10 protein-coding genes are annotated in these 13,140 nt (G+C 72.2%); 3 read left to right on the forward strand and 7 right to left on the reverse strand.

The window, feature by feature from the left end:
- Nucleotides 1-35: 35 nt before the first annotated feature.
- The 4 genes from ACFYW3_RS34240 to ACFYW3_RS34255 form a co-directional block, all read right to left on the reverse strand.
- The gene (locus tag ACFYW3_RS34240) at nucleotides 36-1,562 is read right to left on the reverse strand and encodes an LCP family protein (RefSeq protein ID WP_351753805.1); all 1,527 of its coding nucleotides are present in this window, start codon (nucleotides 1,560-1,562) and stop codon (nucleotides 36-38) included.
- A gap of 308 nt (nucleotides 1,563-1,870) precedes the next feature.
- On the reverse strand, nucleotides 1,871-3,610 hold the full coding sequence (locus ACFYW3_RS34245; RefSeq protein WP_351753803.1) for an LCP family protein: 1,740 nt from the start codon (nucleotides 3,608-3,610) through the stop codon (nucleotides 1,871-1,873).
- A gap of 222 nt (nucleotides 3,611-3,832) precedes the next feature.
- Nucleotides 3,833-5,047, reverse strand: a complete 1,215-nt coding sequence (locus ACFYW3_RS34250) for an LCP family protein (protein ID WP_389388377.1) — start codon at nucleotides 5,045-5,047, stop codon at nucleotides 3,833-3,835.
- Nucleotides 5,048-5,266: 219 nt separating this feature from the next.
- On the reverse strand, nucleotides 5,267-6,016 hold the full coding sequence (locus ACFYW3_RS34255) for a TIGR03089 family protein (RefSeq protein ID WP_389388378.1): 750 nt from the start codon (nucleotides 6,014-6,016) through the stop codon (nucleotides 5,267-5,269).
- 138 nt (nucleotides 6,017-6,154) lie between these two features.
- On the opposite strand from ACFYW3_RS34255, the gene ACFYW3_RS34260 reads away from it, so the two are divergent.
- Together ACFYW3_RS34260 and ACFYW3_RS34265 are read left to right on the forward strand one after the other, a co-directional pair.
- Nucleotides 6,155-7,582 carry a peptidoglycan recognition protein gene (locus ACFYW3_RS34260; protein ID WP_351753795.1) on the forward strand — a complete coding sequence of 476 codons (1,428 nt, stop codon included), beginning with the start codon at nucleotides 6,155-6,157 and terminating at the stop codon, nucleotides 7,580-7,582.
- Nucleotides 7,583-8,010: 428 nt separating this feature from the next.
- Nucleotides 8,011-9,012: a DNA-3-methyladenine glycosylase 2 family protein gene (locus tag ACFYW3_RS34265; RefSeq protein ID WP_351762621.1), complete on the forward strand. Its 1,002-nt coding sequence runs from the start codon at nucleotides 8,011-8,013 to the stop codon at nucleotides 9,010-9,012.
- 150 nt (nucleotides 9,013-9,162) lie between these two features.
- Here ACFYW3_RS34265 and ACFYW3_RS34270 read toward each other — a convergent pair whose 3' ends face one another.
- The 3 genes from ACFYW3_RS34270 to ACFYW3_RS34280 all read right to left on the reverse strand — a co-directional run bounded on the left by ACFYW3_RS34270 (nucleotide 9,163) and on the right by ACFYW3_RS34280 (nucleotide 11,986).
- Entirely contained in the window at nucleotides 9,163-10,458 is a 1,296-nt protein-coding gene (locus ACFYW3_RS34270) for a coenzyme F420-0:L-glutamate ligase (RefSeq protein ID WP_351762587.1), read from the reverse strand.
- A complete protein-coding gene (gene cofD / locus ACFYW3_RS34275; RefSeq protein WP_351762590.1) occupies nucleotides 10,455-11,414 on the reverse strand; it encodes a 2-phospho-L-lactate transferase in 960 nt (319 codons plus the stop codon). Before cofD ends, ACFYW3_RS34270 begins: the two co-directional genes overlap by 4 nt.
- An 80-nt stretch (nucleotides 11,415-11,494) precedes the next feature.
- Nucleotides 11,495-11,986 (reverse strand): cysteine dioxygenase, encoded by a 492-nt coding sequence (locus tag ACFYW3_RS34280; protein WP_389388390.1) that lies wholly within the window; start codon nucleotides 11,984-11,986, stop codon nucleotides 11,495-11,497.
- 718 nt (nucleotides 11,987-12,704) lie between these two features.
- On the opposite strand from ACFYW3_RS34280, the gene ACFYW3_RS34285 reads away from it, so the two are divergent.
- The gene (locus tag ACFYW3_RS34285) at nucleotides 12,705-12,968 is read left to right on the forward strand and encodes a WhiB family transcriptional regulator (protein ID WP_003983763.1); all 264 of its coding nucleotides are present in this window, start codon (nucleotides 12,705-12,707) and stop codon (nucleotides 12,966-12,968) included.
- Nucleotides 12,969-13,140: the final 172 nt, after the last annotated feature.

Below are 13,140 nucleotides of genomic sequence, written 5' to 3' on the forward strand. Positions count from 1 at the left end.
GCCGCCGCCCCGCTCGCGCCGGGCGGCGGCACGGTTCACCAGCGGTACGGCTTGTACACGTCCATGCAGGCGTCGCTGTCCGAGCCGTTGATCGCCTCGGCCGATTCCGGGACCGCCCCGGCCTCCGGCGGAGCCTGCCGCGGGTACGCGGTGCCCTCGCGCCAGTCGGCCCCCACGATCACGGTGATCCGCGACACCTCGGCCGACAGCTGTACCTGCGTGTCCGGGACGCCCAGCGCGGCCGCGACGGCCTGCGCCTCGTCCGCCAGGTCCGCACTCGGGTAGCGGATCACGGTGGTCTTCTCAGGGGTGAGCCCGGAGGCCGCCTTCGCGGCGGTGAAGCCCTTGCCCGCCAGCGCCTGCGCGACGGCGCCGGCCCGCCCGTTGACCAGCGGCATACCGGCGCCCGTGCCGTTGACCACGGACACGTTGACCTTGTCGGGCGCGGTCACCGGGGCCTTCGAGGGCTCCTGGCCCGGCGAGGCCGGAGGCGACGCCGGTTGCCCCGAAGCGGGGCCGGACGGCTTCGCGCCCTCGGGGGCCTGCGGGGCGCCGTTCTTGTCGAAGGGCACGTCCTTGCGGACCATCGTCCACAGCTTGTCGGCGTCCGTCGGGTTCACGACCAGCCGGTCGACGTCCATCGGGTCCTGGAGCGTGGGCATCGTGGTCATCGTGATGCGGTTGGTCGGGACGTTCTTGAGCTGCATCGCCAGGGAGCCCAGCTTCTTGACCGAGCCGATCTCCTCCGACACCTCCAGGGCCTTGGTCGCCGCCTCGGCCAACGCCGTGATCCGACCGACGTCGGTGAACGCGTTCTGCCCCTTCAACTCGCGCATCATCGAGTTCATGTACATGTGCTGGGCCTGCGCCCGGCCGAGGTCGCTGCTGAAGGCGTGCCGGGTGCGCAGCCACTGGAGCGCCTGCTCGCCCTTGACCTTCGTCTTGCCGGCCTTGAGCTTGAGGCCCGAGCCGCCCTCGGCGGTGGGCAGGGGCCGGTCCCAGACGTTGTCCTTCACACAGACCTCGACGCCGCCGATCGCGTCGGCCATCTGCACCACACCGGAGAAGTCGATCGTCATCCAGTGGTCGATGTAGATGTTGGTCAGCTTCTCCCAGGTGGCGAGGGTGCAGCCGGGACCCCCGCGCCCGAGGGTCTCGTTGATCATCGTGTTGGTCTTCTTGAACTTCTCGCCGGTCTTCGGATCCGTGCACTCCGGTATGTCCACCCGGGTGTCGCGCGGGACGCTGACCACCGAGGCGTTCTTCCGGTCGGCGGACACGTGCAGGAGCATCTGCACGTCGGCCAGCGGGGGAGCGCCGACGCTTTTGCGGTGGCCGCCGAGTTCGAGGTTCTCGGGCTTGTTCCGGCTGTCGGAGCCGAGGAGCAGGATGTTCAGCGGGCGTTGTCCGTCGGCGTTGGCCTCGGATCTCTCGACGCCGCTCTCGCCGCTCAGCCGCTGGCCACTGCGGATGTTGCCGTCGAGGTGGCGGTAGTACAGGTAGCCGGCCGCGGAGACCGCGAGGATCAGGAACGCCAGGACCGCGGCCACCCAGAACAGCACGCGCCGTCTGCGCCGTCGAACGGGGGTCGCCCGGTGGACCGAGCCCCGGGAACCATCCGATCCGGACCGGGGCGGAGGCACGCTGCCGCCCGAGGCTCCCGCATCACCGGGTATGCCGCCGACGGCCTGGTCGGGCGCCCCCTCCCCACGCACGCTGCTGTGCCCCACGTGTACCCCCCTATAGATCACTGCTGGTCGGTGTGCTGCCGGTCCCACCGGCCACCACCGCCCGTGGTACGGCGGTGGTGGCCGGTGTGTCGACGAACGGCCGCCGGTGTGGCGGCCGTTCGCCGGAGCGTGCGCGTGCCCTACTTGGCGCAGACGGCCTTGTCCGCCTCCACCCGCTGGAGACCCTCGGGCGCCTTCTGGGGCGCGGCCGCGGTCAACGGGCTCCCCGCTTCCTTGAAGTCCGAACCGAGCGTGAGCTTCATCGGCGTCCTGCCCCCGGAGTCCGCCGTGCCCACCTTCAGCGCCGAGGCCGACAGGCCCATCATGTCCGCCAACGCCCTTGCCTGGTCGGCCTGGTCGGGGGCGTACTCCAGCTGGGTGGTGGCCACCTTCGACGGGGCGTTGCCCCGGTTGGCGGCCTTGTTCACGCCCTTGCTGTTCTGCAGCCAGTTCAGCGTGGTCTGCGCCGAACCGGAGGGGCCACCACCGTTGAAGACGTCCACCCGGACGTCCCCGGCGGGCGAGCGGGCGCCCTGGAGCTGGGCGTCCTCCTTGGTCTTGGCCTCCTTGTCGGCCGCGGCCTTCGCCGCCTTGACCTCCGTGAGGGAGACGTCGCCCCGGATCATCTCCAACAGCGGCTTGGCCAGCGCGTTGTTGAGGACGACCGTCGCCTTGCGGTTCGCCGGCTCTGCCGGGTTGTCGAGCACCGGCAAGGTGGTGAAGGTGATGTTCTGCAGGTCGATGTTCTTCAACTCGCCCGCAAGCGAGGTGAGTTGCTTGATGCCGCCGATGCCCTGGTCCACGCTCAGCGACTTGGTGGCCGCCTCCGCGAGGGAGAAGAACTTCTTCGGGCTGGTCAGCGTCTCCTTGGACTTCATCTCGCGCATCATCGAGCCGAGGAACTGCTGCTGCGTCTGGATGCGGTCCAGGTCGCTCTCGTTGCCGAAGGCGTGCCGCGTCCGCACGAAGGCCAGCGCCTGCTCGCCCTGCAACCGGTGTTCGCCCGCCTTGAGGTTGAGTTTGGAGTCCTTGTCGTTGACGTCCTTCTCCACGCAGACCGGGACGCCGCCGACGGCCGTGCTCAGGTTCTTCACGGCGTTGAAGTCGACCATCATGAAGTGGTCGACCGGGATGCCGGTCAGGTTCTTGACCGTGCTCATCGTGCAGCCCGGATCCCGGCCCGACTGACCCAGGCTGGTGTTGAAACGGGTGCCCTTCTCGGCGGGCACCTGCTTGACCGAACCGTCCGGCTGCTGCGAACTGCACGCGGGGATGTCGGTGATCAGGTCACGCGGGATGGACAACGCCGTCGCGTTGGAACGGTCCTTCGACACGTGGAAGAGGATCGTGGTGTCGGCGTGCCCGACGCTCCCCGAGTCCCCGTAGCCCTCGTTGCCCGCGCCGCTGCGCTTGTCGGTGCCGATGACCAGGATGTTGATCTCGCGGCCCTTGCTGAAGGTGCCCGAACTCGCGCCGGGGGTGTTGATGACGTTGATGTTGCCGTTCAGGTGCTGGTAGTAGAGGTACCCCGCCAGCGAGCCGCCGAGCAGCAGGAACGCCAGCGTGCCGCCGGTGATCGCGAGCCGCTTCTTGCGCTTGCTCGGGCCCTTGCCGCCGGCCTTGCGGGAACGCCCGCCGCGTCGACCGCCGGGCGGCCCGTCGCCGCGGCGCGGCTTCGGGACTCCGGGTGTCGCGGGGGTGCCTGTTCCCGGGGGAGCGGGACGGGTCGTGCGGGATCTGCGGGGGGTGGCGACGGACGGCTTCTGTTGCTGCGCAACGGAATCGCCCAGTCGCAGTTCGTAGTTGCCGGTGCGAGGGTTGAGAACCCACTGGTCTGCGGGGTCGATCTCGTCTGCCCGCCCACGGCTTTGCGCATCCACGGTTGCTCGAATCCTCCGTCGGTGCCTCGCGATGCGCCTCCCCCAAGGCGCACGGTCAACGTCCGGCTGCTGGTGCAAGGCCTCTTTGCTGGCCGGTGCACCGGATCGCTCACCCTATCCGGCCAGGTCAACCGCAAACCATGCTGGTGACAAATTCCACTCCCCTTATAACGCCGCAAATCGCCCAACCAGCCTGGTTCGGCACCGGCCTTTTGGATTGCTTTACCGGCAGTTCGCGGCGTCCGCGGTGGTTCCCGTGAAGGTGGGGGCGGGTGAGGGGCTCGTGCCGGGCCCGCTGGTACGGGGCTCGGGAGACGCCGTTCGGGTGTGCGAGGTGCGCTCGTTGCGCTCCCGCTCCTCCATCGGTGGCGGCGGAGTCACCTTCAGGGGCTTGTCCGCGCGCAGTTGTCCGAACAGTCGGCCGGCCTCGGGTTGTACCAGTTCGTCACGATTCGGATTGGAAGGATACGGTCGGCGAGGAACCGTGAGGAACGTTATGTGTTCGGTCGGTATGTTCCTTACGCCCCGCACGAGTTCGTACAGTCCCCGCAGTGACGCGAGCCCCGGGTCCGTGGTCACCGAGGACGTTGCCGCGTTCAGCACCGGGTAGAGCCGCGTCGGATTCAGCAGCACCCCGTTGCTCTGCACCTTGTTCACGAGCGAACCGAGGAACTGCTGCTGCCGCTCCATCCGATCCGTGTCGCTGCCGTTGCCCAGGCTGTGGCGGGCCCGCACGAAACCGAGCGCCTGCTCGCCCCGGAGCAGGTTCCGGCCGGCCGGCAGCCTCACCTTGGCCTCCGTGTCGTTCACCGGCCGCCCGAGGCAGATCTCCACCCCGCCGACGGCGTCCACCATCTGCTTGAAGCCGCTGAAGTCCACCACCATGTGGTGGTCGATCCGGATCCCCGTGAGCTTCTCGACCGTACGGATCGTGCAGGCGGCGCCGCCCCACTCGAAGGCCCAGTTGAACTGCGCGAGCTGTTCACGGGTGCGCTGCCCGTCCGCCTTGAGGCAACTCGGCACGTCCGTCATCAGGTCCCGGGGGATCGAGACCGCCGCGGCGCTCTTCCGGTCGGCCGGCAGGTGCAGCAGGATCACGGTGTCCGAGCGCTGGGTGCCGCGATCCGGCCCGTACTTCGCGTTCCCCTTGCCGGAGCGCGAGTCCGAGCCGATCAGCAGGATGTTCTGGGAGCCGTTCGCGAGGTGCGTCGGGCGCTCCCGCTCGTACCGCTCCAGTTCGGCGGCGGCGGAGGTGTCCTCGGTGATGTTCCCGTCGAGCTTCTGGTAGATCCACCAGCCGCCGGCCGCCCCCGCGAGCACCAACACGGCCACCCCCAGCCCGGCCCGGCGCAGCAGTCGGCGCCTGCGGCCCCGCGGGGGCTTGTGGGGCCCCCCGGCCGCGTCGGTGCCGCCCGGTATGCCTGCGCTGTCCGTCACTGGCGTTCCGTCCCCTCGCCGTACCGGGAGGCCGCACGGGTGGATGGGGCCTGAGCCGATCCTGCCCCCGAGTCGCCGAGGCGGCCCGGGGGCGACCCCTTGTAAAGGGCCGAACGGGTGACAAATCGCTCGATGTGGGCACGGTGCGGCGCAGGTGAGGGGGTCGGACCGCATCGAGAGGCCCGGGAGGGGCGACGGGGCCCGGGCGGCCCGGGAGGGTCAGACGGTGTGGGTGACCCGCTCGCTCTCCACCCGCTGCGCCAGCCCGTCCTCGGAGAGCCGGTCCAGGTTCCGGCACAGCACCACGGACCCGCCCGAGGCCAGCGGCGCGAAGAGACCGGCCGACAGCCCCTCCCAGGTGTCGTGACCCAGCCCGGACAGCACCCGGGAGCCCTCGCCGAGGCCGAGCCCGACCGCGTCCTCGCGGGCGCGCGCGACGAGGGCCGCGTACGAGAACTCCTCGCCGCCCACCACCAGCCCCGGACCGTCGGCGTCCACGGGCTGGAACGGGGCGAACCGGTCGCCCTGCCCCGGAACCTCCACCGCGTAGTCCGCGAACCCGGCGGGCGGCTGCGGGAACCTGCCGCCCAGCGGACGCAGGGCGAGCGCGACCCGCTCCCCACCGCACGCGGAGGCCTCCTCCAACGTGTCGGGACCGGTCACGACGAGGTCCGCGGCGGCCGGATCGCCGCCCACCTCCGCGACCACCCCGACGGAGGCGCAGGCGAGCAGCCACACGGCGCCCTGCCAGTGCGCGGGAAGCAGCAGCGCGAGCCGGTCCCCGGGTTCCGCGCCCAGGTCCCCCTGGAGCAGATTGGCGGTCTTGGCCACCCAATTGGCGAAGGTGGCGACGGACAATTCGACGCGCTCGCCCGTGGCGTCGTCGTAGAAGGTGACGAGCGGGCGGCCCGGATCGGCGGCGAGCGCGGATCGCAGCAGGTCGGCAGGGGTGCGGTCAGTGGCGTTCACCCGGCACAGGGTACGCGGCGCCCTCGTCCGTACGGCGGCCCCGGACTCCCCCGTACGAGGGAGGGGTATCGACGTCGCACCGGACGGGGCGTCAGTTCTCCGATGGCGCCCGGCGGTGAGCGTGCCGAGCATCTTTTCATGCGTGCATTCCTTGCTTCCTCGATCGGCGTCGCGACGGCCGCCGCGCTGGCCATGCCGCTCGCGCTCCCCACTCCCGCACTGGCCACCCCCTCCGCGGGGGCGGTCGCCCCCGCGGACCCCGCGGGGTCCACCCAGTCTCTGCGGCTCGTCCCGCTCGGCCCGACGGCGGACCGCACCACCGGCACCCCCGGCATGAGCACCTCGCCGCGCCTCCCCGAGGCGCGGGGCCTGACCGCTCGGGAGGTCAAGACGTTCTCGCTGGTCGGTGTCGTCTGGGACGACGCGAGCACCCAACTCCTCGGCCGGGTCCAGGTCCGCACCCGCTCCGTGAAGACATCCACCTGGTCCGGCTGGCAGGACGTCGAGACCCACAACAGCGAACACGCCGCCGACCCCGACGCGGTGGAACGCGGATCCGGCCGCGTGCGCGGCAGCACCGCCCCCCTGTGGGTCGGCGAGTCCGACGGCGTCGAGGTCCGCGTCCAGGCCGAGACGGGCGCCACCACCACCCGCGCCCCGTCCCGCCTCCCGTCCGGGATGCGGATCGAACTCGTCGACCCGGGCGCGCAGACGCCACCGGTCACCATCGACGGAAAGAACGCCGGTCCGAAGGACGACGACCCGGACGAGGACCCCGAGGGCGACGACAAGGGCGATCCCGTCCTCCTCCCCGGCATGACCATGGAGATGGCCGAGTCCTCCTCCGCCAACGTCCCGCTCGCCCCGATCGGCGCCGACGTGATCACCGAACTCAACAAGGCCGACTCCACCGCGGACGCCGTCCTGGCCGACGAGTCCCTCGCCGCCGCGGGGCGCCCGTACATCGGGCCGCGCCCCCGCATCGTCACCCGGAAGGGCTGGGGCGCGGACGAGGGCCTGCGCGAGAAGGGCTTCGTCTACACCAAGACCGTCAAGGCGGCCTTCGTCCACCACACCGCCTCCGGCAACAACTACGCCTGCAAGGACGCCCCGGCGGTCCTGCGCAGCCTGTACCGCTACCACGTGGTCAGCAGCGGCTGGCGCGACATCGGCTACAACTTCGCCGTCGACAAGTGCGGCACCGTCTACGAGGGCCGGGCGGGCGGCGTCGCCAAGCCGGTGCTCGGGGCCCACACCATGGGCTTCAACACGGACAGCATGGGCATCGCGGTGATCGGCTCGTACACCTCCACGACCCCGCCGGCCGCCTCGGTCAACGCGGTGGCCCGGCTCACGGCATGGAAGCTGGGCCTCTTCGGGGCGGACCCGCGGGCGAAGGCCACCCTGAAGTCGGGCGGCGGCAACCTGTACGCCAAGGGCCGCAACGTGAAGCTCAACGTCATCTCGGGCCACCGCGACGGCTTCGCCACGGAATGCCCGGGCCGCCTCCTCTACGGCCAACTCCCCCCGGCCCGCACCTCGGCGGCCAAACTCCAGGGCCGCTGACCGCCCGGCGCCGGGCCAATCCAGCCTCGCCAGCGGTTGGGCCTCCCCGGTGCCGGGCAATGCCGGCCTCGCCGGCGTTTGAGGCGCGGGGTCCGGGGCGGAGCCCCGAAAGGCCCGGCGCAGCCGGGGGCCGCTCCGCGCCACGGCGCCGCGCCCCCGGCCGACCGCCGCCCGGGGATTCCGGGGGTCAGGGCCGGCCCGGGCAATTCCAGCCTCGCCGGCGTTTGAGGCGCGGGGTCCGGGGCGGAGCCCCGAAAGGCCCGGCGCAGCCGGGGCCGCCCCGCACCACGGCGCCGCGCCCCCGGCCGACCGCCGCCCGGGGTCCCGGGGGTCCGGGGTCCCCGGGTCCCGGGGGGCGGCCCTCCCCGGGCCGGGGCCCGCGAACGGCCCGGCCCCGCCCCACCCCCCACCCGGCTACGCTCAAAGGCATGGCCGGCCGCTTCGACCCCCTCACCCGCACCGCGATCCGCGGCGGCCGCACCGACGTGCCCGCGGGTCGGGGCCACCCGGCGGGGGAGGCGACCGACGCCCGGAGCCGGGTCTGGGTCCCCGAGGGCCCCGTAGACCTGGGCCTCACCCTCGGCCCCCTCAGGCGCGGCCCCGCCGACCCCACCTTCCGTGCCACCCCCGACGGCTCGGTCTGGAAGACCAGCCGGACCCCCGACGGGCCCGCCACCCTCCGCGTGGCCGGCGCCGACGGCAAGGTCGGCGCCGAGGCCTGGGGGCCGGGGGCCGACTGGGTCCTCGACCGGCTGCCCGAACTCCTCGGCGCGGCCGACGACCCGGCCGCCTTCGTGCCCCGGCACCGGCTCGTGCACGCCAGCCACCGCCGTCGTCCCGGACTGCGCCTGACCCGGACCGGGCTGGTCCTGGAGTCGCTGATCCCGACCGTCCTGGAGCAGAAGGTCACCACCGACGAGGCCTACCGCGCGTGGCGCCGGCTGGTCCGCCGCCACGGCGAGCCCGCACCGGGCCCGCGCCCGGACCTGTACGTGATGCCGACAGCCCGCGTTTGGGCCATGATCCCGTCCTGGGACTGGCACACGGCCGGCGTCGACTCGAAGCGTTCAGCCACCATCGTCCGCGCCGCCCGGGTCGCGAACCGGCTGGAGGAGGCCGTCGGCATGGACCTCGCCGCGGCGACCCGACGGCTGGAGGCCGTACCCGGCATCGGCCCGTGGACCTCCGCCGAGACCCTCCAGCGCAGCAACGGCGCCGCCGACGCGGTCACCACCGGGGACCTCCACCTGCCGGGCATCGTCGGGTACGCCCTGGCCGGGGACCGGGACGCGGACGACGCGGCCATGCTGGAGCTCCTCGCCCCGTACGAGGGCCAGCGGCATCGCGCGGCCCGCCTCATCCTGCTGGCCGGCCGCGTCCCGCCCCGCCGCACGCCGAAGATGCCGCGCACGGACATCGGCCGCCTCTGACCCCCACATCCCGGCGCCGACCCCACACCACGGCGTGACCCCACACCCCGGCGTGCCCCCCCACACCCCGGTGCGCGCCGCACCCCGGGTACGAGGAAAGGGGCCGCGGTCTCCCACGACCCCTCACCCCTTCCGGGCACCGGCGCGGCCTCAGCGCACCTCGACGAACGCGGAGGCCGACCGCGCGGGCCGCTCCGCCGCGGCCGCGGCCGCGTGGCCCACGGCCACCGCCCCCATCGGGTCCCAGTCCTCCGGGAGCGCCAGCACCTTGCGCACCACGTCCCGGCAGAACATCGTCGAGGAGACCCACGCGGAGCCCAGTCGTTCCCCGGCCAGCGCGACCAGGAAGTTCTGGACGCCCGCGCCCATCGCGACCACGAACATCTCCCGCTCCGCCGCGTCCCGGCGGGCGTGCCCGTAGTCGTGCGCCCCGTCCATGACCAGGCACGGCACCACCAGGTACGGGGCGTTGCGGAGCACGTCGCCGCGCCGCACGCGTTTCGCGACGGACTCCTCGGACTTGCCGTCCCGCCGCAGGTCGTCGATCCACGCGTCCCGCATCGCGTCCAGGAGTTCCAGCCGCGCGGCGGCGGACTCCAGCAGGACGAACCGCCACGGAGTCGTGTGGTGCGGGGCCGGGGCCGTCACGGCCGCCGCCACCGCTCGGCGGACCGCGCCCGGGTCCACCGGCTCGTCGGTGAAGGCCCGTACGGTGCGCCGCTGCGTCACGGCTTCGCGTACCGCCTCGGAGGTTCCCAGCCGGAACATGTCGTCGGCGGGCGGGCGGACCAGGTCGGCCGCCGAGGAGCCCTCGCCCAGTACGTGCGACAGCCCGCGCACGAGGGCCACGGGTAGGCCCGAGGCCTTGCCCTTGACCAGGTCGCCGGCCGCGGCCAGTTCGTCCGCCGTGGCCACTATCGTCGCGCTCAGCGGGTTCCCGTGGGCGTCCACGCCACCGCGCAGGTCGTCCAGCACCCGCACGCCGGCCGAGCCGATCGCCACGTCGGTGAGCCCGGAGCGCCAGGGTCGCCCGAAGGTGTCCGTCACGATCACGCCGACGTCCACCGAGAGCGCGGCCCGCAGCCCCTCGCGGATCGCGGCCGCCGAGGCGTCCGGGTCCTCGGGCAGCAGCAGCACCGTGCCCGGGGCGGTGTTCGAGGCGTCCACCCCGGCCGCCGCCATCACCAGTCCGCGGCGGTCCTCGACGATCCGCAGGGTGCCCCGGCGGGCGACCACGCGCACGGTCTCCGCGTCGATGGCGTCCTCGCGGGAGTCGGCCCGCACGATCCGGCCCTCCGCCTTGGACACGATCTTCGAGGTGACCAACAGGACGTCCCCGTCGCGCAGATCCGGTTCGGCCGCGGCGATCAGCGCGGCCAGGTCGTCGCCCGGGGCGACCTCGGGGATCCCGGGCAGGGCCCGCACCTCGTAGGAGGGAACGGTCACCGGGAGGCCTCCGCCAGCTCCAACGCCGCCCGGGCCATCGCCGCGGTGGCGTCGAGGTCGGTCATCATCAGCGGTACGGCGCGGCAGGTGATCCCGGCGGCCTCGACCTCGGCGACGGCCGCCGCGTCGGCGGTGTCCACCAGCCAGCCGTCGAGCAGGCCGGTGCCGTAGTGCAGGGCGACGGCCGCGGCGGTGGACTCGACGCCCACGGCGGCCAGCACCTTGTCGGCCATCCCGCGCACGGGGGCGCCCCCGACGATGGGGGAGAGGCCCACGACGGGGGCCGAGGCCGCGGCCACCGCCTCCCGGATGCCGGGCACGGCGAGGATGGTCCCGACGGAGACCACCGGGTTGGACGGCGGGAAGACGATGACGTCGGCGGCGGCGATGGCCTCCAGCACGCCGGGCGCGGGCTTGGCCTGCTCGGCGCCCACGGGTACGACGGCCTCCGCGTCCACCGCGGCGCGCATCTTGACCCAGTACTCCTGGAAGTGGACGACGCGGCGTTCGCCGGAGCCGGGCTCGGTGATGGCGACGTGGGTCTCGACCCGGTCGTCGGACATCGGGAGCAGCCGGACCCCGGGCTGCCAGCGGTCGCAGAGGGCCTCGGTGACGGCGCTGAGCGGGTAGCCCGCGCCGATCATCTGGGTACGGACGATGTGGGTCGCGAAGTCGCGGTCGCCAAGGCCGAACCAGGTGGGTCCGACCCCGTACGCCGCGAGTTCCTCCTTGACGGTGAAGGACTCGTCGGTGCGCCCCCAACCCTGATCCTCGTTGATGCCACCGCCGAGGGTGTACATCACGGTGTCCAGGTCGGGGCACACCTTCAGCCCGAACAGGTGAATGTCGTCACCGGTGTTGCCGATGACCGTGATCTCCGCCTCGGGAACCGCCGACTTGAGTCCGCGGAGGAAACGGGCGCCGCCGATGCCGCCGGCCAGAACAACAATGCGCATGCGGACAGTCTGTCAGCCGCGGGCCGCCCGTCGAGGGGCGGTGGTCGGGTGACGGGTGGGACGGGTCGGGCGTCCGTCGATCAGACGGGGACGGCCTCCGGCCTGGCCGGGGAGCAGCTGTGCATCGGCATCTCGGTGAGGCCGGGGAAGTAGACGTGCAGGCTGACCGCCCCGTCGAGGGTGTCGTTGACGACCTCGTGGGCGTAGCCGGGGGCGAAGACGCGCTGGGAGCCGGCGCGCAGGGTCAGCGGGCCGCGCGGGGCGTGCTCGGTGAGTTCGCCGTCCAGGACGGTCAGGACGCCGGAGGAGCCGCCGTGGTCGTGCCGGCCGCTGCCCTGTCCGGGGACCCAGCTGAGGAGCCACACCTCGTAGCCGGGGCCGGTGCGCAGGCGGTGGTACCAGCGGGTGGTGGCGTCGTACTGGACCAGGTGTTCCCACTCCGCGCGGTTCTCGGCGATGGAGCGGGCGAGGCCCACGAACTCGGCGACGGTGGTCGGGTGTTCGCGGGCCGGCTGGAGGAGGTGCTGTACGGAGAGGATGTCGCCGGCGATCTGGAGGTCGCTCTCGACCATGGGCGCCGCGACGGCGGAAGCGATGGGGGCCGCGGCGGTGGGGTGCGGGGCGGTGGTGCTGTTCATCGGGGGAGTCCTCGACGGATGTCAGTCGTGCTGGCGGTCGCTGGGGGGAGCCGGTGCTCAGGGGAGCCGTGGCTCCGGTGGCATCAACAGCTACAACAGCGACAGCGAACCTGGGCAGCGCACAGGAACCCACGAATGGGGGTCCGGGTGGCGGCTGCGGGCGCTGACATGCGTACAAGGAGAACCGGCGATGGGTCGGACTGTCAACCCAATGTCTGGTTTGGGGCAAAAGTTTCACCTCATCCGGTTACTGCGCCCGGAGAAAGGTTTGTGCAGTGGGGTCCGGGGCATGTGCCGCCCCGAGAGTCGTGTCAACCGCAATTCAAACCAACTGGCGCCACTCGTGACCTGACTGTGATCCGCGCCGCATCTCGGGACGGATCGCAACCACGTCACTCGGTGTCACGTCGGCTACGAGTGAGGGCGGGGTGCCGTTTCGGGCGCTGCTTTCAAGCCAGTGGCATGTGTCACGATTTTTGGCGATATGAACACTTACTGCATACGCTTGGTTCCGCAGAGTGAATAAGGGGCCCAATAGCAGATCTCGGCTTGACTGCGCTGGAGCCCCCCACTTGTAATTTCACTCGTGTCGTTACGTAGCGATCAGTGACGGCAACACCACGGGGACGCACAGACAGAGCGAGGGGCGCACATGACCGAGCTGTTTCAGGAACTGCTGGTCGAGGAGGCGGACGAGGAGCTCGGATGGCAGGAGCGCGCACTCTGCGCCCAGACCGACCCCGAGTCCTTCTTTCCCGAGAAGGGCGGCTCCACCCGCGAAGCCAAGAAGGTCTGCCTCGCCTGCGAGGTCCGCTCCGAATGCCTTGAATACGCCCTCGCGAACGACGAACGCTTCGGTATCTGGGGCGGTTTGTCCGAGCGTGAGCGCCGTCGTCTGAAGAAGGCGGCGGTCTGAGGCGCACCGCGCGCCGGCTGCCCGGCGCCGACGGCACCACGCACCTCATATCCGCCGGCACACCGGCCGCCGACCCTCCCGAAGACCGGCCCGCAGTACGATCCACCCGCGGATCCGCCCCGTCCGGAACCGCGCGCCGAACCGCAGGACGAACAGAGCAAACGGTCCGCCT

The organism is Streptomyces sp. NPDC002602 (genome assembly GCF_042889445.1).
Classification (GTDB): Bacteria; Actinomycetota; Actinomycetes; order Streptomycetales; family Streptomycetaceae; genus Streptomyces.

Excerpts from the sequence above, each read along its gene's own strand:
- ACFYW3_RS34285 (WP_003983763.1), top strand. The coding sequence starts at position 12,705 with ATGACCGAGCTGTTTCAGGAACTGCTGGTCGAGGAGGCGGACGAGGAG.
- ACFYW3_RS34260 (WP_351753795.1), top strand. The coding sequence starts at position 6,155 with ATGCGTGCATTCCTTGCTTCCTCGATCGGCGTCGCGACGGCCGCCGCG.
- cofD (WP_351762590.1), bottom strand. The coding sequence starts at position 11,414 with ATGCGCATTGTTGTTCTGGCCGGCGGCATCGGCGGCGCCCGTTTCCTC.
- ACFYW3_RS34280 (WP_389388390.1), bottom strand. The coding sequence starts at position 11,986 with ATGGTCGAGAGCGACCTCCAGATCGCCGGCGACATCCTCTCCGTACAG.
- ACFYW3_RS34265 (WP_351762621.1), top strand. The coding sequence starts at position 8,011 with ATGGCCGGCCGCTTCGACCCCCTCACCCGCACCGCGATCCGCGGCGGC.